Origin of the sequence: Paraburkholderia diazotrophica (assembly GCF_900108945.1) — a bacterium.
In the GTDB taxonomy this organism is placed as follows: Bacteria; Pseudomonadota; Gammaproteobacteria; order Burkholderiales; family Burkholderiaceae; genus Paraburkholderia; species Paraburkholderia diazotrophica.
Map to the genome: position 1 here is coordinate 1 of NZ_FNYE01000048.1, position 20,771 is coordinate 20,771.

Genomic DNA, 20,771 nt, shown 5'->3' on the forward strand with positions numbered 1-20,771 from the left:
GGCAAAAGCACGACAACAAGAGCCGTTGCAAACAGAAGCAAGTGCCGCCCCGCACAGGGGCAACGCCCGCGCCGCGAGGCGCATACGCGGATGCCAACGCAAAGGCAACAAACGCAAACAAGCGTCGCAGACGAAAACCTACTTCGGTGCAATATCCCGCCTCACCCTCATGATGTGCTGCTCGACATAGAAGGCAGCCGCATCCGCATCGCCATCGACGATCGCCTCATAAATCAGCCGATGCTCCGACACATACAGCCGGATACGCCCCGGATCGTGAATGCCGTCGTCCTTCAGGCGCTTCCATAGCGGCTGGTCCATCGCCTGCGCGACTTCGTCGGCGATCTTCACGAGCAGCGCGTCGCCCGTCATCACGGCCAATTGCCGGTGGAACAGGCGGTCGCTGTCGTTCCAGAGCGCGCGCTGCACGGCATCCGACACGTCGTCGATCGAATCCATCTGCGCAAGGTAATGCTCCGCCAGCTCGTCGCGCCGCGCATGCGCGGCCGCGCGGCGTGCGATCGCCGGTTCGAGGATCAGGCGCACGTCGAGCGCGGAAGTGGGGCTGATATCGGCGTCGCCCGGCGCGCGATCGTCCGCGCGTGCCGTCGACAGGCGCTGCAACGCGTCCGCGCACACATAGGTGCCGGAGTTGCGCCGCGTCACCACGAGCCCTTCGTTCTGCAGCGCGCCCAGCGCCTCGCGCACGGCGGGCCGGCCCACGCCGAAGCGCGCGGCGAGATCGCGCTCGGACGGCAGCCGCGCTTCGGGCGCGAACTGTCCGCTGCGGATGTCGGCGCGCATGCGCTCCGCGACCTGCTCGTAAATCTGCTTCGGGCGAAACGCGCGTTCCAGTGCGAATGAGGTCGTGGCCATAGTGCGTAGCGAGGAATGGACGGCAAGCTGACGTAAGCCGGATTCCTACCAGTTTAGCGCGACAATTTTGAAATTGGTTGATAGCCAACCAAAGCTGGTCTACATTCTGATCCAATATAGCCACTCATGGAGCGAGACGACATGTTCGATATGCAGCCGGCCAAGCCCGTGACGCGAGGCGCGAACGCATCATGAAAATGAACCGCGTGATCAGCACGGTCGAAGTGCATACGGGCGGCGAGCCGTTTCGCATCGTCACGAGCGGGCTGCCGAAGATGCCCGGCAAAACCATCGTCGAGCGGCGCACGTGGCTGAAGGAACATGCCGATCATCTGCGCCGCGCGCTGATGCTGGAGCCGCGCGGCCACGCCGACATGTACGGCGGCTACCTGACGGAGCCCGTCACCGAGGGCGCCGACTTCGGCATCATCTTCGTCCACAACGAGGGCTATAGCGACCATTGCGGCCACGGCGTGATCGCGCTGGCGACGACGGCCGTCGCGCTCGGCTGGGTCGAGCGGACGGAGCCGGAAACGCGCGTCGGCATCGATGCGCCGTGTGGCTTCATCGAGGCGTTCGTCAAATGGGACGGCGATCACGCAGGCAGCGTGCGCTTCGTCAACGTGCCGTCGTTCATCTGGCAGCGCGACGTGAGCGTTCAGACGCCGAGCTTCGGCACCGTGCGCGGCGATATCGCGTTCGGCGGCGCGTTTTATTTCTACACGTCCGGCGAGCCGTTCGGGCTCGAGGTGCGCGAAGAGCAGGTGGACCGCCTGATCCAGTTCGGCGCCGAAGTGAAGTGCGCCGCGAACGTTGCATTCAAGGTCCAGCATCCGCACATTCCCGAGATCAACCACATCTACGGCACGATCGTCGATAACGCGCCGCGTCATGCGGGCTCGACACAGGCCAACTGCTGTATATTCGCCGACCGCGAAGTGGACCGCTCGCCGACGGGCTCGGGCACGGCGGGACGCGTCGCGCAGCTGTATCTGCGCGGGCAGTTGGGCAAGAGCGAAACGCTCGTCAACGAATCGATCATCGGCACGGTGTTTCGTGGACGCGTGCTGTCGGAGACCAGGCTCGACCGCTTCGACGCCGTGATTCCCGAGATCGAAGGCGACGCGCATATCTGCGGCTTCGCGAACTGGATAGTCGATGAGCGCGATCCGCTGACTTACGGATTCCTGGTCCGCTGAGCGCAGGACTGAACGCAGAACTGAACGCAGGACTGGATATAGAACCGAGCGCCGGCTGAGCACAGGACTAAACCCTGGACTGAGTGCAGGACTGAGCGCCGGGCGAACACAGAATTGAACGCACGACTCAACGTACGAGGAGCACGCCCGCCATGAGCAGCACGCCGATTTTCGATGGCGCCGAAACGGCCCGCCTGATTCCCTTTCGCGCTCTCGTCGACGCGCTGAAGACAGCCGCCGCCGATTACGCTGCGGGGCGCGTCGCGAGCCCCGAGCGGTTGGTGGTGCCGCTCAACGACAACGGCATCATGCTGTCGATGCCGGCCGCCGCGCCCGATCTTGCGATCCACAAGCTCGTCAACGTGTGCCCGCGCAACGGCGAGCGCGCGCTGCCGACGATCCACGGCCAGGTCATGACGTTCGACCCCGACACGGGCAAGACGCTGTTCATTCTCGACGGTCCGACTGTCACGGGACGCCGCACGGCCGCGATGACGATGCTCGGCATCGAGACGCTCTCGCGCGCCGCGCCGAAGGAGTTTCTGCTGATCGGCACGGGCACACAGGCCGCGAGTCATCTGCAGGCGATCGGCGAGCTGTATCCGGATGCGCGCGTGCGCGTGCGAGGCACGTCGGCGGCTCGCGCACAGGCGTTCTGCGACGCGCAGCGCGGCAGCGTGCGCGATCTCCAGCCGCTCGCCGATACAGCGACGCCCGATTCCGTCGATGTCGTGATCGCGCTGACGACGAGCCGCCAGGCCGTCTACGACGAAGCGCCGCGCGCGGGGCGGCTCGTGATCGGCGTCGGCGCGTTCACGCCGCAGATGTGCGAGATCGGCGCGCGCACGCTCGCGGGCAGCGCGCTTTACGTCGACGATCTGGCGGGCGCAAAGCACGAGGCGGGCGATTTCATTCAAGCGGGCATCGACTGGTCGACGGTCACGGGCATGGCGGACGCGCTCGAATACAAGCCTGCGCTCGACGGGGCGATCGTGTTCAAGACCGTCGGCTGCGCGGCGTGGGATCTGGCGGCGGGACGCGTCGCACGAGCGACGTTGGGCGCGGGCTGAGTGTCCACAAGCGCTTGCGTCTGCGAGCGCGCAGCGTGTTGGCTGTTTCGCGAAGGAGAGTGATCCGGCACGAACGAACGTGCGTGCCGTGTCACGAGAACATGCGTGCAAACAATCCGAAAACGTTGCACCATAATCGTCTCGCGCAAACGCGTCCGGCCTGAACGCTGCCTGAAAGGGCGGCCCGGACGGGTTTGCGTTTCTCCCAGCAGTTCATCTTTCGCGACCGCGCTATGACGACTTTCAACGCTCCCGCCTCGCCGGACCTCCCGCTCGACATGATCATCTTCGGCGGTGCCGGCGACCTGTCAGCCCGCAAGCTGTTGCCCGCGCTCTACATGGCGCACGCGCACGGCAATCTGCCCGCGGAGACGCGCATCCTCGCGATCGGCCGCCGCGACTGGCAGCGCGAAGACTATCTGAAGTGGATGGATGAGCAGAGCAAGCCCTTCATCGAGTCGAAGGCATTCGACTCGGCCGCATGGGATCACTTTCTCGCGCTCTTCGAGTACGTGCGCGTCGACGTCGATCAGCCCGCCGATTACGTGCGGCTTGCTGAAGCGTCGCGCAAGGACGCGCTGCGTGTGTTCTATCTGTCGACGTCACCGGAACTGTTCACGGCGATCTGCGACAACCTCGCTTCGCACGATCTCGTCGACGACCGCGCGCGCGTCGTGCTCGAAAAGCCGCTCGGCCACGATCTCGAATCGGCGAAGGCGATCAACAATTCGGTTGGCAGGCATTTCGAAGAGCACCAGATTTATCGGATCGACCACTATCTCGGCAAGGAGACGGTGCAGAACCTGATGGTGCTGCGCTTCGGCAATGCGATCTTCGGGCCGCTGTGGCAGGCGCCGTATATCCGCAGCGTGCAGATCACGGTGGCCGAGTCGGTCGGCGTGGGCACGCGCGCGGGTTTCTACGACCATACGGGCGCGATGCGCGACATGGTGCAGAACCACCTGCTTCAACTGCTGTGCATCGTCGCGATGGAGCCGCCCGTTTCGCTCGATGCGGATGCCGTGCGCGACGAGAAGCTGAAGGTGCTGCGCTCGCTGCGTCCGATGACGGCCGAAGACATTGCGCGCGACACGGTGCGCGGCCAGTACACGGCAGGTGCAGTGGGCGGCGAGCCCGTCAAGGGCTATCTGGAAGAGGCGAACGTGCCGCCCGACAGCCGCGCGGAAACCTTCGTCGCGTTGCGCGCGCATATCAACAACTGGCGTTGGGCGAACGTGCCGTTCTATCTGCGCACGGGGAAACGGATGGCGAAGAAGGTGTCGGAGATCGTCATCGAATTCGCGGACATGCCGTTCTCGATCATGCCGAACAGTCCGTGCGGTCCGCGCAATTGCGGCAACCGTCTGGTGATCCAGTTGCAGCCTGCCGAATCGATCCAGTTGCAGATGCTCGCGAAAGAGCCGGGCAGCGGCATGCGCACGTTGCCCGTGAACCTGAATCTCGATCTGGAGCAGGCGTTCACGAGCCGCCGCGCGGAAGCGTATGAGCGTCTGCTGATCGACGTCGTGCGCGGCAGGCTCACGCACTTCATGCGCCGCGACGAACTGGAAGCGGCATGGACGTGGGTCGATCCCATCATCGAAGGCTGGAAGCGCAATGGCGACAAGCCGCGTGGATATACGGCCGGGACGTTCGGGCCGGGCGCTTCGACTGCGATGATGGCGAGGGAGAATATGGTCTGGTCGGAGGAGACGTGATCGGGTTCGGCTTCGATTGAATCGTGAGTTGAGGAAGATGGAGAGGGGGCTGCGTAACTGGTAGCCATTCCAATGTCCATCGTGACCCAGATCGGACTCGACCGCCTCATAGCGCGCACCGCTGCGAGGCACGCGGCCTGTCCGCTCTTCCTCGGTTCAGCCGAACGGCTGTTGCGAGACTCACGCGTCGAGATGACTCTCAATCTCTGAGCGAGTCATCTCGCGCAATGGCCCGCGCACACAAAACCAGCGGGACGCCCCCGCGCCGCTTGCGTCAAAAATTGTCATATTGGTTCTTGGTGACGTGACCCCGTGCTACGTATATCCCTCCATCGCCCAACGACGTGGAGGCTGAGTGCGCAGCTATGGGGGTATGTCATATAACGCGCTTCACGTGCCGCTCGATATCGGCACATGGCAATGCGAGCTTGTACCCGCGAGGGAGTTCTACAGCCTTTCTGGCGGATACGTGGACCGCTTCGCCGACTGGGACGCGCGCCGTGAGCGGGAGCGCGAAATCGAAGACGACAGGCGCACCTTCGACCGGTATTTCCGTCCCAATTATGATTTCCGGCGAACCATTGCCGCTGACATTGACGCGATCCGATCATTCCTGAGCGATCAGCTGAACGTCGTTCATTGGGATCTGCCGACCGATAATCCCGGTATCGAACGCGCGCTCAAACAGTCCGTCCGCGACGGAATGCTTGTGCCTGTCATCAACCGTGACTGGCGCTCGCTTCCGATGACGTTTCGACCTGCTCCCGCGCCGCTGCGTTGGCCGCCAACGTCCGGCGGTGGCGGATTCTGCAGCGGTGGCGGCACGGTGTGGGCCGCCTTCAGAAATGCCGGGCCGGGGCCTTTGATATGGGACGGTGAACCGGTCCTGAGAGGGCCATACGATCCCTCTACCGTAGAGGCGCAGTTGAAGGCTGCGCGCGCCGCCTTGAGTGAGGGCAACAGCGACGATGGCGATAGCCTGCCTGGCGTGGTCGAGGCATGGCCGGACCCGTGCTCGGTGGCGGCGCAGAGCCGGACGATGGCGACGGTACGCTGGACATGGCGGAGAGCTTGACGGACGGCTCAGATGCTGACGACGATACATCGAAGCCGCTCGGCGATGGCGCGCCGTTCGAATATGGCGGAGACATGCCGCTGGGTGAAGACGAAACGCTTGCGGGTATGCCTATCAAAGGCGGGCCGCCTGACACTTGGGTAACGAATCCATCGGGCAGCGGGCAATTGCGCCTATACGATGCCAACGGTAACGCGGCAATGGATATCGACTTTGATCACGACCATGGTTTCGGTGCTGCGCATTCGCATAATTGGGATGGACGGGACCGCGACCTTGGCAACCCTGTATCAATTCTTCCAAGGTAACGACATGGGCGACCTGAAAACCTTTAATCATTTTCACGACTGGTATATCGACACGTTCCATGTTTCGAAAGAGCGCGAAACATTGACCCTTGGCCTGTACCTGCAAGACCGGCGCGCTTCCGTTTCGTTTGTGGGAATGAATCGATGCGTGCTCGAAAATCTCGGACTTCAGAACATCGTGTACGGGATTGAAGTTCTGGAACCAGGTACGCCACGTTATGAGAAAGCGCAGCGGATACTCGCCAGGGCGGAACGATGGACCGATAACAAGCCCAGTCAAGTCGCGCAGATTTTCTCCACGTGCGGAGCGGATCTTATTGTCGAGTTTGACTCGTTGGAGATCGAGTCGTCCACTATCGAACTTTGACGACGACGCATCGACGCCGCTCGGCGTCGACGAAAGACTAACGCATCGCCAGTTCGAAAAGCCGACGTTTGTGACGTCGGCTTCTGTCCTGTCTTTCCGGCTGTCACGTTTGCGCTGCCGCCCCCTCAAAACACATCCACCCTCCCCGGAAACGTCTCCTCATACGCGGCCGCCGCATCGCCTTCAACCGGCGTTCCGCCGCGTTGCTCTCTGAACATCACGGGGGGCATGCCGAACTCCTTGCGGAACTCGCGCCCCAGATGCGACGCGTCAGAAAACCCGCAACTCGAAGCAATATCCGCGACAGTACGATCCGAACTCGTCAGCAGCCACGCAGCCGTTCTCAAGCGAACCTGCTTCGCAAACGCCTGCGGACTCTTGCCCGTCTCCGCCTTGAACAGCCGCTCCAACTGACGCGGCGACAGATCCAGCTTGCAAGCCAGTTCCTCGAGCGGCAGCGTGCGCCCGACGTGCTGCTCCATCAGTAGAATCGCGCGCTTGACCTTCGGATGCGTTGCCGGTTCGAGTCCCGGCGGATGCGGTTGCGGCGCGTTGCCTTTCTGCATCTCGCCGACGAGCAGAATCCGCAGCGCCTTCTGCACCGTCGCCGTCTCGAAGTGCCGCAGCAGGATCGCCGCCGCGACGTCGATCGACGCGCGCCCGCCCGAGCACGTGATCCGTCGACGGTCGATCACGAACAGCCGGTCCGCGATCAGCGCGTCGGAATTGACGGAAGGAAAGCGCTCGACGAAATCCCAGTAGTGGAACCAGCTGACGCAGATCCGATGCTCGTCGAGCACGCCCGCGCGCATCAGCGCGAACACGCCGGTGCAGATGCCGACCAGCGTCGCATTCGAGCGCGCCGCATGGCGGATGAACTGCAAGGTCTCGTCGCTTGCCTGCGGCCCCGAATGCAGCAGCCCGCCGACGACGACCACATAGTCGAACGGCTCGGCATCGGCGAATGTTTCCCACGGCGTGATCTGGATGCCGCAACTCGCGCGCACGGGCGCAAGCGACTCGCCGATCACGCTCCATGAGCAGCGCACGGGCTTGCTGTAGTCGCCTTCGTCGGCGGACAGACGCAGCATGTCGACGAAGCCTGAAAAAGCCGTCAGCGTGAAGTTGGGCAGCAGGACGATGCCGAAGCGGATGCGCTCTTTGGGCAGCGCATCGATGGAAGTCAGCGGTAGCGAATCAATGATGGTCATGGCGCAATGGCGCAGGAAAACGTCATAAGGTCCGGCAAGCTGAGCAAGGGCTGACGAAGCAAAACAGAAACGCAAAACAAAAACGCAGCACGAACGCGCAGCACTAAATACGCGCGCGCGTGGGGATAACCCTAGCGTCGCCGATCCGGCTTCGCGCCTCTTGTCCTTTTCCGACACCGACTTTCGCGGATGCGAAGCGCGTGTGCCCTCGACAGGCGTGCGATCCGGCGATCCCGCACGCGCGCCGACTTGCGTTTTTCCGTCGCCGAGTTGCGCAGAAACGCAGCGGGAGCGGGCGCTGGCGTCGCCATCCCACGTCGATGCCGTTTTTGTTCTATCTGCGGATTTTACGCTTTGGTGTACTGGCGTCACTTCGCAATCTTCGCGTTTCCGCCCAACTCAACTGAGCAAGGTTTCCATGAACGTCAGCGTTTTCGACCTGTTCAAGATCGGCATCGGCCCATCGAGTTCGCACACCGTCGGCCCGATGATCGCCGCATGCCGCTTCGCTTCGCATATCGAGGACGCGAATCTGCTCGCGTTCGTGCGCCGCGTGAAAGTCGAGCTGTACGGCTCGCTTGGCGCGACAGGCAAGGGCCACGGCACCGACAAGGCGGTGCTGCTCGGCCTCGAAGGCCATCTGCCCGACACCATCGACCCCGATCTGATCGAGCCGCGTCTCGCGCAGATCCGCAAGGACAAGCGCCTGTCGCTGCTCGGCAAGCACGCCATCGCCTTCGAAGAGAAGGAGCACATCGCGTTCTTCCGCCGTCTGATGAGCGGCACGGGCAGCGTCGTGCATCCGAACGGCATGCGCTTCCAGGCCTTCGACGAGAACGGCCAGCTGCTCGTCGAGAAAGAGTATTACTCGGTCGGCGGCGGCTTCGTCGTGAACCGCGAAGGCGATCGCGTGAACGGTGTGCGCGCGGGCGGCGAAGTGCCGTATCCGTTCCGCACGGGCGACGACCTGATGCGCGTGTGCCGCGAAAGCGGCCTGTCCGTCGCGCAGGTGACGTTCGCGAACGAATGCGCATCGCGCTCGCCGGAAGACGTGCGCGAAGGGCTGCTGACCATCTGGCGCACGATGGCCGCTTGCGTCGAGCGCGGCTGCAAGATGCACGGCGAGCTGCCTGGCCCGATGAAGGTGAAGCGCCGCGCCGCCGATCTCTCCGTGCAACTGCGCACGCGCTCCGAAGAGTCGCTGCGCGATCCGCTGTCGATGCTCGACTGGGTCAATCTGTACGCGATGGCCGTCAACGAAGAGAACGCCGCGGGCGGCCGCGTCGTCACCGCGCCGACCAACGGTGCGGCAGGTGTGATCCCGGCCGTGCTGCACTACTACGTGAAGTTCGTGCCGGGCTCGAACGAGAACGGCATCGTCGATTTCCTTTTGACGGCGGCCGCGATCGGCATCATCTACAAGGAAACGGCGTCGATCTCCGGCGCCGAAGTGGGCTGTCAGGGCGAAGTGGGCGTCGCGTGCTCGATGGCCGCGGCGGCGCTTGCGGCCGTGATGGGCGGCACGCCGACGCAAGTCGAGAACGCCGCCGAAATCGGCATGGAGCACAACCTCGGCATGACTTGCGATCCCGTCGGCGGCCTCGTGCAGATTCCGTGCATCGAGCGCAACGCGATGGGCGCGATCAAGGCGCTGAACGCTTCGCGCATGGCGCTGAAGGGCGACGGCCAGCACTACGTGACGCTCGACAACGTCATCAAGACGATGCGCGAGACGGGCGCCGACATGAAAACGAAATACAAGGAGACGTCGCGCGGTGGTCTCGCCGTGAACGTCATCGAATGCTAATGGAAACCAGCAAGGCAACGACGAAGGGGTCTGCACGATGAGCCGCTATTCGATATTCAGTCTGTTCCGCAACGGGTTGTCGTATCACGAGAACTGGGAGCGACAGTGGAGGAGCCCGGAACCGAAGAAGGAATACGACGTCGTGATCGTCGGCGGCGGCGGGCATGGCCTTGCGACCGCGTACTACCTTGCGAAGGAGCACGGCGTGAAGAACGTCGCGATTCTTGAGAAGGGCTGGATCGGCGGCGGCAATACGGCGCGCAACACGACGATCGTGCGTTCGAACTATCTGTGGGACGAATCGGCGGCGCTGTACGAGAAGGCGATGAAGCTGTGGGAAGGCCTGTCGCAGGACCTCAACTACAACGTGATGTTCAGCCAGCGCGGCGTGATGAATCTCGCGCACACGCTGCAGGATGTGCGCGACACCGAGCGCCGCGTGAACGCGAACCGGCTGAACGGCGTCGATGCCGAGTTCCTCACGCCCGAGCAGATCAAGGAAATCGAGCCGACGATTAACCTGAACAGCCGTTATCCCGTGCTCGGCGCTTCCATCCAGCGTCGCGCGGGCGTCGCGCGACACGATGCGGTTGCGTGGGGCTTCGCGCGCGGCGCGGACCAGGCGGGCGTCGACATCATCCAGAACTGCCAGGTGACGGGCATTCGCCGCGACGGCGGCCGCGTGACGGGCGTCGATACGGTGAAGGGCTTCATCAAGGCAAAGAAGGTCGCCGTCGTCGCAGCCGGCAACACGACGACGCTCGCCGACATGGCGGGCATCCGTCTGCCGCTCGAAAGCCATCCGTTGCAGGCGCTCGTGTCCGAGCCGATCAAGCCCGTCGTCAATTCGGTGATCATGTCGAACGCGGTGCACGCGTACATCAGCCAGTCCGACAAGGGCGATCTCGTGATCGGCGCGGGTGTGGATCAGTACACGGGCTTCGGCCAGCGCGGCAGCTTCCACATCATCGAAGGCACGCTGCAGGCAATCGTCGAAATGTTCCCGGTGTTCTCGCGCGTGCGGATGAACCGCCAGTGGGGCGGCATCGTCGACGTATCACCGGATGCGTGCCCGATCATCAGCAAGACGGACGTGAAGGGCCTGTACTTCAACTGCGGCTGGGGCACGGGCGGCTTCAAGGCGACGCCGGGTTCGGGCTGGGTCTTCGCGCACACGATCGCGAACGACGAACCGCATCCGCTGAACGCGCCATTCTCGCTGGACCGCTTCTACACCGGCCATCTGATCGACGAACACGGCGCTGCCGCCGTGGCCCACTAATCACGGACACCTGGAGAAAGAAACATGCTGATGATCGAATGCCCGTGGTGCGGGCCGCGCGCCGAATCCGAATTTTCATGTGGCGGCGAAGCCGACATCGCGCGTCCGCTCGACACCGACAAGCTCAGCGACCGCGAATGGGGCGACTACCTGTTCATGCGCAAGAACCCGCGCGGCGTGCACCGCGAGCAATGGATGCATACGCAGGGCTGCCGCCGCTGGTTCATGGCGACGCGCGACACGGTCTCGTACAACATCCAGAGCTACGACACGTTCAAGGTCGGCAACACGTCTGCTGATGCACAAGGGGGCAACAAGCAATGAGCCAGAAGAACCGCCTCGGCGCCGGTGGGCGCATCAACCGCGCGATTCCGCTGACCTTCACGTTCAACGGCCGCACGTACCAGGGCTTTCAGGGCGACACGCTCGCGTCGGCGCTGCTCGCGAACGGCGTGCACTTCGTCGCGCGCAGCTTCAAGTATCACCGTCCGCGCGGCATCGTCACGGCTGACGTCGCCGAACCGAATGCCGTCGTGCAACTCGAGCGCGGCGCGTACACGGTGCCGAATGCGCGCGCAACGGAGATCGAGCTGTATCAGGGACTCGTCGCGACGAGCGTGAACGCCGAGCCCAATCTCGAACACGATCGCATGGCGATCAACCAGAAGTTCTCGCGCTTCATGCCCGCAGGCTTCTACTACAAGACGTTCATGTGGCCGCAAAAATGGTGGCCTAAGTACGAAGAGAAGATTCGTGAAGCGGCCGGCCTCGGCAAGTCGCCGGACGTGCGCGACGCCGATCGCTACGACAAGTGTTACGCGCATTGCGACGTGCTCGTGGTCGGCGGCGGACCGACGGGTCTCGCGGCCGCGCATGCGGCGGCTGTCAACGGCGCGCGCGTGATTCTCGTCGACGATCAGCGAGAGCTGGGCGGCAGCCTGCTGTCGTGCAAGACGGAGATCGACGGACGCCAGGCAATGAGCTGGGTCGAGAAGATCGAAGCGGAACTGTCGCGCATGCCGGACGTGAAGATCCTCACGCGCAGCACGGCGTTCGGCTATCAGGACCACAACCTCGTCACGGTGACGCAGCGTCTGACCGAGCATCTGCCCGTGTCGATGCGCAAGGGCACGCGCGAACTGCTGTGGAAGATCCGCGCGAAGCGCGTGATTCTCGCGACGGGCGCGCACGAGCGTCCCATCGTGTTCGGCAACAACGATCTGCCGGGCGTGATGCTGGCGTCGGCGGTGTCGACGTATATCCAGCGCTTCGGCGTGATGCCGGGCCGCAACGCCGTCGTGTTCACGAACAACGACGCCGGTTATCAATGCGCGCTCGACATGAAGGCATGCGGCGCGACGGTCACGGTCGTCGATCCGCGCGCGCAGGGCAGCGGCGCATTGCAGGCGGCGGCGCGCCGTCATGGCGTGAAGATCATGAACAACGCGGCCGTGATGACGGCGCACGGCAAGCAGCGCGTGACGTCGGTCGAGGTGGTCGCGTACGCGAACGGCAAGACGGGCGCGAAGCAGGCGGATCTGCAATGCGATCTCGTCGCGATGTCGGGCGGCTTCAGCCCCGTGCTGCACCTGTTCGCGCAGTCGGGCGGCAAGGCGCACTGGAACGACACGAAGGCCTGCTTCGTGCCGGGCAAGGGCATGCAGCCGGAAACGAGCGTCGGCGCAGCAGCGGGCGAATTCAGCCTCGCGCGCGGCTTGCGTCTGGCCGTCGATGCAGGCGTTGAAGCCGTGAAGTCGATCGGCTATGCGGTGAAGCGCCCGCAAGTGCCGCAGGTCGCGGAAGTCACCGAGTCGCCGATCCAGCCGCTGTGGCTCGTCGGCAGCCGCACGGAAGCGGCGCGCGGACCGAAGCAGTTCGTCGATTTCCAGAACGACGTGGCGGCAGCCGACATTCTGCTCGCCGCGCGCGAAGGCTTCGAATCCGTCGAGCATGTGAAGCGCTATACGGCGATGGGCTTCGGCACCGATCAGGGCAAGCTCGGCAACATCAACGGCATGGCGATTCTCGCGGATGCGCTCGGCAAGACGATCCCCGAGACGGGCACGACGACGTTCCGCCCGAACTACACGCCCGTGACCTTCGGCACGTTCGCGGGCCGCGAACTCGGCGATCTGCTCGACCCGATCCGCAAGACGGCCGTGCATGAATGGCACGTCGAGAACGGCGCGATGTTCGAGGACGTCGGCAACTGGAAGCGCCCCTGGTACTTCCCGTTGAACGGCGAAGATCTTCACGCGGCCGTGAAGCGCGAATGCCTCGCGGTGCGCAACAGCGTCGGCATTCTCGATGCGTCGACGCTCGGCAAGATCGACATTCAGGGCCCCGATGCCGCGAAGCTGCTGAACTGGGTCTATACGAATCCGTGGAGCAAGCTCGAAGTCGGCAAGTGCCGCTATGGTCTGATGCTCGACGAAAACGGCATGGTGTTCGACGACGGTGTGACCGTGCGCCTCGGCGAACAGCACTTCATGACGACGACGACGACGGGCGGCGCGGCGCGCGTGCTCACGTGGATGGAGCGCTGGCTGCAGACCGAATGGCCCGACATGAAGGTGCGCCTCGCATCCGTCACCGATCATTGGGCGACGTTTGCCGTCGTCGGTCCGAAGAGCCGCAAGGTCGTGCAGAAGGTGTGCAGCGACATCGACTTCGCCAACGAGGCGTTCCCGTTCATGTCGTATCGCAACGGCACGGTCGCGGGCGTGAAGGCGCGCGTGATGCGGATCAGCTTCTCGGGCGAGCTCGCATATGAAGTGAACGTGCCCGCGAACATGGGCCGTGCGGTATGGGAAGCGCTGATGGCCGCGGGCGCCGAGTTCGACATCACGCCATACGGCACGGAAACGATGCACGTGCTGCGCGCGGAGAAGGGCTACATCATCGTCGGCCAGGACACCGACGGCTCGATCACGCCGCACGATCTGGGCATGGGCGGGCTGGTCGCAAAGTCGAAGGACTTCCTCGGACGGCGTTCGCTCACGCGCTCGGACACCGCGAAGGAAGGGCGCAAGCAGTTCGTCGGCCTGCTTTCCGACGATCCGCAGTTCGTGATTCCGGAGGGCAGCCAGATCGTCGCCGGTCCGTTCCAGGGCGACACGGCGCCGATGCTCGGACACGTGACATCGAGCTATTACAGCCCGATTCTCAAGCGTTCGATCGCGCTCGCCGTGGTCAAGGGCGGGCTGAACAAGATGGGCCAGAGCGTGACGATCCCGCTGTCGAGCGGCAAGCAGATCGCTGCGAAGATCGCGAGCCCGGTTTTCTACGACACCGAAGGAGTGCGTCAACATGTGGAATGAAGCAAGGAACAATGCACCGGGCGCTACCTCGGCTGTCGCGCAACGAGTGGCGGGCCAGCCCTGGCAGGAGTCGCCGCTCGTCGGCGTGAACGACCTCGTGAAGAAGCACGCGGCCGCGCCGTCGACGAAGTTTCATCTGCGAGAGAAGGCGTTTTGCGATCTCGTGACGCTGCGTGGCGATGCGCGCGATGCAGCGTTTCTCGGCGCCGTCGAAAGCGTGACGGGCTGTCGTCCGCCCGCGAAGCCGAATACGGTTGCGCGCGGCAACGGCTATGACGTGCTGTGGCTGGGCCCCGATGAATGGCTGGTGCGTTCGCAACAAGCGCAGGCGTCCGTCGCCGAGGACAAGCTGGTCGAGGCGTTGCAAGGGCAGTTCGCATCGGCCGTCGATATCGGCAGCGGCTGGACGGTGCTCGAAGTGAGCGGCGAGAAAGTACGTGACGTGATCGCGCGCGGCTGTCCGCTCGATCTGCATCCGCGCATGTTCGCGCCTGGCCAGTGCGCGCAGAGCCACTATTTCAAGGCATCGATCGTGCTCGCGCCCGTCGCCGACAATACGTATGAAATCATCGTGCGCCGCAGCTTCGCCGATTACTTCGTCCGTATCATGCTCGACGCGGCTGAGCCGCTGATGTCGTGAAGCCGTTCGAAGAACCTCTGGCGGCTTACGTGCAGCCGTTGCGCGGCTCGCATGGGACGCGCGGCAGGGGCTGGCGCGTCTTCATCGACGAATTGGCCGTGTCGACGCGCATCGGCATTCATGCGCACGAGCATCTCGCGCCGCAGCCTGTCGTGATCGACGCGAGCCTTGCATATCGCTGCGAGCCTTCGGAAGAAGGTTCGCACGCGATGATCGACTATGAGCGTTACTGCAACCGCGTGAGTGCGTTTCTCGCGACGAAGCCGCATACGCGGATGCTCGAAACGCTCGCCGTCGAGATCGCGCAGCTTTCGTTCGACGAGTGGCCCGCGCTCGATGCGCTCACGCTTTCGTTGCATAAGCCGAAGATTCGGGAGGGCACGAAGCGGATCGGTGTCGAGCTGGACTGGACGCGCGCCGATTACGACATGCATCGCGCGGCTTCGGCTGCCAGGCGTTGAGCGAGCGTTCGATATGTCGCGTGAGCATACGTCCGAACTGCTCAAGCGTGCGTATGCGGCCGGCGACGCGCACGCGGCTGTCGCGCTGCTCGATCAGAGTATTGCGCTGGGGCATCGGCGGATTGCGTTGATCCGCTATTTGCAGGCGCAACATCTGGACGCGCCGCTCGATGCGAGGCATCACGAGTATGTACGGGAAGTTGCCGCGCGGATGAGCCCCGCGACGCTGGCAAGGGTGGTGGGGGAGGCGCGGGCGAGGGCGGGAAGGTATGCTCGTCACGAATACCGTGACTAGTGCGCGAACTCATCACTTTGGCGGGTGCCGCGATGTGAAGCGGGACGCGCGTTCGATGCGTGCGGACGTTCGCGATTGACGGAGGCAGACTGCCGTGCAGTCTGTGGTTTTCTATTACGACCGCGCCGAGTGGCGCGCGATGCGCCCTGTGCTGGCGCGTATGCGGCGGTGCCTCGAACCCTTGCCGCGTCTTGACACTGTTTTGCAACTGACCTCGGCTCCATGCTACGTATACCCCCTGATCGCGTGATTACTGATTGGGTATCCTATGCAATGGAACACGCTCGACGTACCGCTCGAAATCGGATGGCAATGTACTTTGGTTCCGGCCAGTCAATACCGCAGCCCGTCGGGCGACCGGTTTTCGCGGTTCATGAGCGACGACGAACGCAAGCAGGTTGACGAGGACATAAAGACATTTGTCCGATACTTTCGGCCACGGCTCGACCTGGGGCGCATCACCGACCAGAGAGCGCTTGACGAAGTTCGGGCGTTCTTGAGTCGTATCCTCCATATGGCGCACTGGAATTTGCCGTCAGACTGCAAAGGGGTCGAACGGGCGCTTCGGGAGGCCGTCGAGGATGATTGGCTTGTACCCATTGTGAATCGTGAATGGCGTTTGGCGACGCGCTACTGGCGGCCGACGCCCGCGCCGCTGAATTGGCCGCCAATCGGCGGAGAGGGCGGCGGTGGCCCTCGCAGGCATGGTGCAACCAGATGGGCCGCCTTTGAAGGCTTATCGGGTCAGTTGTCATGGGAGGGCGAACCGGTTCTTTCGGGCCCATATGACCCGGCCACGCTGGGATCACGGCTGGCTGCTGCGCGGGCGGCATTGAGCGGTGGGGTTGAAAGCGTTGCGGACGCATTGACCGGCGACGGCGCGGATACGCAAGACAATAGCCTTTGGACGGCTTTGCTGATACCGACGACGAAACGACCGCGATCAGCGACGCCGCGCCGTTCGATCTTGGCGAATTACCTGACAGTGACGACGTGTTGACCGTGGCCGCGCGTGGCGCGAGCGAGCAGCAGGAGGCCGAATGCTTTGCAGAGTACGAAAGGGAAATGATTGCCTGCCAGGCCGCAGGCGCGATGTTCCAGGGACACACGCACCTACGCGGAGTGCTCGCGCCGTGCTTTCGCCAATTACCAGCAATGTAGAGGCTACTAATGCCCAAACAGCTCTATGCCAGTATCGTTTTTTATAACGACGATACTCAGCAGATGACCGTATGCACGGTGAACCGGCGAGACGTACAAGCCGTCATTGATCGAGAACTGACGCGCACGGGAGGAATCAGGATACCTCCCGACGCGCCCGACCACAGCACGATGCCACTTACCGACGAACACGGGCGCAAACTCGGCGGAATGGTAATGCTTATGCAGGCATATGCCCATCCCGAACTGCGTGAGCGATTGCAAATCACCACTGAAACGCCGATGAAGTGGACCGTAGATCCTCCGCTCGGCAGCGAGTAACAGATGCAAAAAGGGCCACGTGGCGGTCCGTCAGTCGGGAGCTTTCGTCACCCCTCACGCCGCATGCAACCCCCCACGCATCAACTGCCGCACACGCGACATATCCGCCTCGACATGCCCCTGATGCTCGAACAGCTCAGCGAGCCAATCGACGAACGCCCGCACGCGCGGCGATACGCGACGCCCTTTGACATAAGCAACAGACACAGGCATCGGCATCGGCTTCCACTGCGGCAGCACTTCCCGCAGCAGCCCCTTTTCGAGCAGCGGCTGCGCTGCGATCCGCGCGGGCTGGATCAACCCGAGCCCTTGCAAACCGCATGTCAGATACGCATGCTCGTCGCTGACCTTGATGAAGCCATTCACCTTCACGGTCAACGGGCTGCCACCGACATCGAAGTCGAAATCGACGGCGCGGCCGCTGTGCGGCGACATGCAGTTCACCGCGACATGACCCGACAGATCGTCGAGACTTTCCGGCGCCCCATAGCGCTCCAGATACGCGGGACTCGCGCACGTCACATGTTCGAGCGAGCCAAGACGCCGCGCGGCCAGCCCTGAATCGGGCAACTCGCCCAACTGGATGCTGCAATCCACTGCCTCGCCGACGAGATCGACATTGCGATGGCTCACGCCGATCGCCAGATCGATGGCCGGATAGCGTTCATGAAAATCGTCGAGCGCCGGCAATACGATCGATGTCGCCACCGCGCCCGGCATTTCGACGCGCAGCCGTCCGCTCGGGTTGTCCTGCGTTTGACGCAGGCTTGCTTCCATCTCGTCGATGTCGGCGAGAATCTGCGCGCAGCGCTCGTAATATGCCGCGCCTTCCGGCGTGAGGCTCAGGCGGCGCGTCGTGCGCACGAGCAGCGCGGTGCCGAGCATCGCTTCCAGATTCTGCACAATCGTCGTCGCCGTCGCGCGAGGTAGGTCGAGCGATTGCGCGGCGCGGGTAAAGCTATTGGTATCGACGATACGCATGAAGGTACGCATCGCCTGGATACGGTCGATCACGGAACTCTCCAGTTGATTGCTGCAAACGGGACATTCCAAAACCAGATCAGCAAGAAAAGCCGCGGCATGCCCCGTCCCGTCGGGAAGGCGCGCCGGTAATGCAGATACAAGAGCGATACAACGCGGGAAGCAGGGACAGGCCGCCGTCCTGCGCGGCCCGGGTGGAAGGGGTAAAGCGGAGGGTCCTGCTGCCCGTTACTTCCGGAGCGAATCGAGATCGATGACGAAGCGGTACTTCACATCGCTCTTCAATATGCGCTCATATGCTTCATTGATCTTCTGCATCGGGATCATCTCGATGTCGGAGGTGATGCCGTGCTTGCCGCAGAAGTCCAGCATTTCCTGCGTCTCAGCAATGCCGCCGATCAGCGAGCCCGCCAGGCGGCGACGCTTCATGATCAGGTTGAACACTTGCGGCGACGGGTGATCGTGCTCCGGCGCACCCACCAGCGTCAGCGTGCCGTCACGCTTGAGCAGGTTGATGAACGGATTCAGATCGTGCTGCGCCGCGACCGTGTTCACGATCAGATCGAAGCTGTTCGCGTGCGCATCCATCTCTGCCTGGTTCTTCGAGATCACTACTTCATCGGCGCCGAGGCGCTTCGCGTCGTCGATCTTCGACGGCGACGTCGTGAACAGCACGACGTGCGCGCCCATCGCATGCGCGAGCTTCACGCCCATGTGCCCGAGGCCGCCCAGGCCGACGATGCCGACTTTCTTGCCCGGCCCGGCGCCCCAGGTGCGCAGCGGCGAATACGTCGTGATGCCCGCACACAGAAGTGGCGCGACGCCCGCGGGATCGAGGTTCTCCGGCACGCGCAGCGCGAACGCTTCGTCGACGACGAGTTGTGTCGAATAACCGCCGTAAGTGACAGCGCCCGTCACGCGGTCGTTGCCGTTATACGTGCCGACGAAGCCGTTCTCGCAATACTGTTCGAGGCCCTCCTGGCAGCTCGCGCAGATGCGGCACGAATCGACGAGACAGCCGACGCCGACGAGATCGCCGGCCTTGTACTTCGACACTTGCGGCCCGACTTTCGTCACGCGGCCGACGATCTCATGGCCGGGGACGACGGGGTAGATCGTGTTCTTCCATTCGTTGCGCGCCTGATGCAGGTCCGAATGGCAGACGCCGCAAAACAGGACTTCGATATGCACATCGTGTTCGCGCAACTCGCGACGCTGGAATTCGAACGGCGCGAGTTTCGATTGCGCGTCGGTTGCGGCATAAGCGTGGGTCGTGGTCATGAAAGCTCCAATCCTGGTGATGCAATTCAGCGAGGCGCCACGCGCGTTGACAACGCGCGGCGGGCGAATCTGTCGTGCGCCGAGGCACGCGGGAGTCCGTTGGAATGTCCGTCCGATGAACGGGAAGGCGGCGGTGCGCGCTTCGCTTGCCTCGTGCGAGAGGCGATGGACGGTGGTGGTCGCGGACAGAAAGCGGGCTTTGCGACAGGGTTCCCATAGTAGGGATCGCATGCGCCCCAGGGAATACCTGAAGGTCTTGAAGACTTGCCTATTTCTCCTGATGCCGTCCGCTGTAGGCCATTTAATGCTAGATTTCAAGCCATATTCTATGGCGCATCATGGTCGCGCCGAACGGATTTAATCATGTCGGACACAAAACTTTCAAATAACGCGCTTGCGCAATACACGCCGCAGCAGCGCATGGTCGAACTGTTGCGCACGCTCGCGCCGAACGAAGGCATGACGGATGCGCCGCTCGAAGGCGTCAAGTTCCTGCGCGCGAATCATCCGATGCCGCGCCGACCCGTCATGTACGAGCCCAGCATCGTGATCGTCTGCCAGGGCAGAAAGCGCGGGTACCTGGGCGGCCACTCGTACATCTACGATGCGCAGCAATACCTCGTGCTCTCCGTGCCGCTCCCGTTCGAATGCGAGACAGAGGCGAGCATCGAAGAGCCGTTCCTCGGCATTTCGATCCGCGTCGATCTGACGATGGTCGCGGAACTGCTGATGCTGCTGAACGAAACGCATGGCGCCGTCGACAGCGAGCCGCGCGGCATCTACTCGACGCCGCTCGACCAGCCGTTGAGCGATGCCGTACTGCGTCTGCTCGAAGCGCTCGTGTCGCCGTTCGATGCGCGGATTCTCGCGCCGTCGGTCGTGCGCGAGATCTGCTATCGCGTGCTGACGGGCGTGCAGGGCGATGCGATCCGCGCGGCGCTCACGCATCAGCATCACTTCGGGCGCATCGCGAAGGCGCTGCGCCGCATCCACACCGAGTACGACGGCGCGCTCGACGTCGAGACGCTCGCGCGCGAGTCCGGCATGAGCCTCGCCGTGTTTCATGCGCAGTTCAAGACCGTCACGTCGACTTCGCCGATGCAGTACGTGAAGACGACGCGTCTGCATCATGCGCGCCTGCTGATGGTGCAGGACGGGCTCAACGCGAGCGCGGCGGCCGCGCGCGTCGGTTATGAAAGCGCATCGCAGTTCAGCCGCGAGTTCAAGCGGCTGTTCGGCCTCAGTCCCGTCGACGAAGTGAAGCGCATGCGCGGCACGCTGGACCCGGCCGTTTCGGTGCCGCCGCAACGGCCAGCCGCGCCCGCGCGTAAATTCGGCAAGTACGTGACGACGAACTGACGCGCTGCGACCGCGCTACTGCGTTGCTGTGATCGCGCT

Annotated in this window: 20 protein-coding genes; 16 read left to right on the forward strand and 4 right to left on the reverse strand. The window is 63.4% G+C overall.

The genetic code is table 11. The annotated features are described in order from the left end of the window. Positions 1–138 precede the first annotated feature (138 nt). A complete protein-coding gene (locus BMW76_RS35015) occupies positions 139–876 on the reverse strand; it encodes a FadR/GntR family transcriptional regulator (RefSeq protein WP_090873410.1) in 738 nt (245 codons plus the stop codon). Positions 877–1,067: 191 nt separating this feature from the next. Here BMW76_RS35015 and lhpH point away from each other — a divergent pair, with 191 nt between their 5' ends. From lhpH to BMW76_RS35040, 6 genes are all read left to right on the forward strand, one after another. Next, complete coding sequence (gene lhpH / locus BMW76_RS35020) at positions 1,068–2,075, forward strand: trans-3-hydroxy-L-proline dehydratase (protein ID WP_090873411.1); 1,008 nt, start codon at positions 1,068–1,070, stop codon at positions 2,073–2,075. Between the two features lie 152 nt (positions 2,076–2,227). Further along, positions 2,228–3,145 carry a bifunctional Delta(1)-pyrroline-2-carboxylate/Delta(1)-piperideine-2-carboxylate reductase gene (lhpI, locus tag BMW76_RS35025; protein ID WP_090873412.1) on the forward strand — a complete coding sequence of 306 codons (918 nt, stop codon included), beginning with the start codon at positions 2,228–2,230 and terminating at the stop codon, positions 3,143–3,145. A gap of 233 nt (positions 3,146–3,378) precedes the next feature. Beyond that, entirely contained in the window at positions 3,379–4,863 is a 1,485-nt protein-coding gene (gene zwf / locus BMW76_RS35030) for a glucose-6-phosphate dehydrogenase (protein WP_090873413.1), read from the forward strand. Between the two features lie 394 nt (positions 4,864–5,257). After that, positions 5,258–5,938 (forward strand): hypothetical protein, encoded by a 681-nt coding sequence (locus tag BMW76_RS35035; RefSeq protein WP_143062401.1) that lies wholly within the window; start codon positions 5,258–5,260, stop codon positions 5,936–5,938. Next, positions 5,923–6,246: a hypothetical protein gene (locus tag BMW76_RS40695; protein ID WP_143062402.1), complete on the forward strand. Its 324-nt coding sequence runs from the start codon at positions 5,923–5,925 to the stop codon at positions 6,244–6,246. Before BMW76_RS35035 ends, BMW76_RS40695 begins: the two co-directional genes overlap by 16 nt. A gap of 4 nt (positions 6,247–6,250) precedes the next feature. After that, positions 6,251–6,613, forward strand: a complete 363-nt coding sequence (locus BMW76_RS35040; protein WP_090873451.1) for a hypothetical protein — start codon at positions 6,251–6,253, stop codon at positions 6,611–6,613. Positions 6,614–6,738: 125 nt separating this feature from the next. Here the strand turns inward: BMW76_RS35040 and BMW76_RS35045 are convergent, their stop codons facing one another. Next, positions 6,739–7,824, reverse strand: a complete 1,086-nt coding sequence (locus BMW76_RS35045; protein WP_090873415.1) for a GlxA family transcriptional regulator — start codon at positions 7,822–7,824, stop codon at positions 6,739–6,741. Between the two features lie 418 nt (positions 7,825–8,242). Here BMW76_RS35045 and BMW76_RS35050 point away from each other — a divergent pair, with 418 nt between their 5' ends. The 9 genes from BMW76_RS35050 (at position 8,243) to BMW76_RS35090 (ending at position 17,111) form a co-directional block, all read left to right on the forward strand. Continuing rightward, positions 8,243–9,631, forward strand: coding sequence for an L-serine ammonia-lyase (locus tag BMW76_RS35050; RefSeq protein WP_090873416.1), 1,389 nt, complete (start codon positions 8,243–8,245; stop codon positions 9,629–9,631). 37 nt (positions 9,632–9,668) lie between these two features. Further along, positions 9,669–10,913 (forward strand): sarcosine oxidase subunit beta family protein, encoded by a 1,245-nt coding sequence (locus BMW76_RS35055; RefSeq protein WP_087733733.1) that lies wholly within the window; start codon positions 9,669–9,671, stop codon positions 10,911–10,913. A 24-nt stretch (positions 10,914–10,937) separates the two neighbouring features. Further along, positions 10,938–11,237, forward strand: a complete 300-nt coding sequence (locus BMW76_RS35060) for a sarcosine oxidase subunit delta (RefSeq protein ID WP_090873417.1) — start codon at positions 10,938–10,940, stop codon at positions 11,235–11,237. Next, positions 11,234–14,233: a sarcosine oxidase subunit alpha family protein gene (locus tag BMW76_RS35065; protein WP_090873418.1), complete on the forward strand. Its 3,000-nt coding sequence runs from the start codon at positions 11,234–11,236 to the stop codon at positions 14,231–14,233. Before BMW76_RS35060 ends, BMW76_RS35065 begins: the two co-directional genes overlap by 4 nt. Further along, a complete protein-coding gene (locus BMW76_RS35070) occupies positions 14,223–14,873 on the forward strand; it encodes a sarcosine oxidase subunit gamma (protein ID WP_090873419.1) in 651 nt (216 codons plus the stop codon). Before BMW76_RS35065 ends, BMW76_RS35070 begins: the two co-directional genes overlap by 11 nt. Beyond that, positions 14,870–15,334, forward strand: coding sequence for a dihydroneopterin aldolase (locus BMW76_RS35075; protein WP_090873420.1), 465 nt, complete (start codon positions 14,870–14,872; stop codon positions 15,332–15,334). Before BMW76_RS35070 ends, BMW76_RS35075 begins: the two co-directional genes overlap by 4 nt. Positions 15,335–15,347: 13 nt before the next feature. Further along, a complete protein-coding gene (locus BMW76_RS35080; RefSeq protein ID WP_090873421.1) occupies positions 15,348–15,629 on the forward strand; it encodes a hypothetical protein in 282 nt (93 codons plus the stop codon). 903 nt (positions 15,630–16,532) lie between these two features. Beyond that, a complete protein-coding gene (locus BMW76_RS42245) occupies positions 16,533–16,790 on the forward strand; it encodes a hypothetical protein (protein ID WP_245763520.1) in 258 nt (85 codons plus the stop codon). Positions 16,791–16,799: 9 nt separating this feature from the next. Beyond that, positions 16,800–17,111, forward strand: a complete 312-nt coding sequence (locus tag BMW76_RS35090) for a hypothetical protein (protein WP_090873422.1) — start codon at positions 16,800–16,802, stop codon at positions 17,109–17,111. A gap of 54 nt (positions 17,112–17,165) precedes the next feature. Here BMW76_RS35090 and BMW76_RS35095 read toward each other — a convergent pair whose 3' ends face one another. Continuing rightward, the gene (locus BMW76_RS35095) at positions 17,166–18,125 is read right to left on the reverse strand and encodes a LysR family transcriptional regulator (RefSeq protein WP_090873423.1); all 960 of its coding nucleotides are present in this window, start codon (positions 18,123–18,125) and stop codon (positions 17,166–17,168) included. Positions 18,126–18,320: 195 nt separating this feature from the next. Then, positions 18,321–19,373 (reverse strand): NAD(P)-dependent alcohol dehydrogenase, encoded by a 1,053-nt coding sequence (locus BMW76_RS35100; RefSeq protein WP_090873424.1) that lies wholly within the window; start codon positions 19,371–19,373, stop codon positions 18,321–18,323. 363 nt (positions 19,374–19,736) lie between these two features. On the opposite strand from BMW76_RS35100, the gene BMW76_RS35110 reads away from it, so the two are divergent. Then, entirely contained in the window at positions 19,737–20,732 is a 996-nt protein-coding gene (locus tag BMW76_RS35110; protein ID WP_090873426.1) for an AraC family transcriptional regulator, read from the forward strand. Positions 20,733–20,771 lie beyond the last annotated feature (39 nt).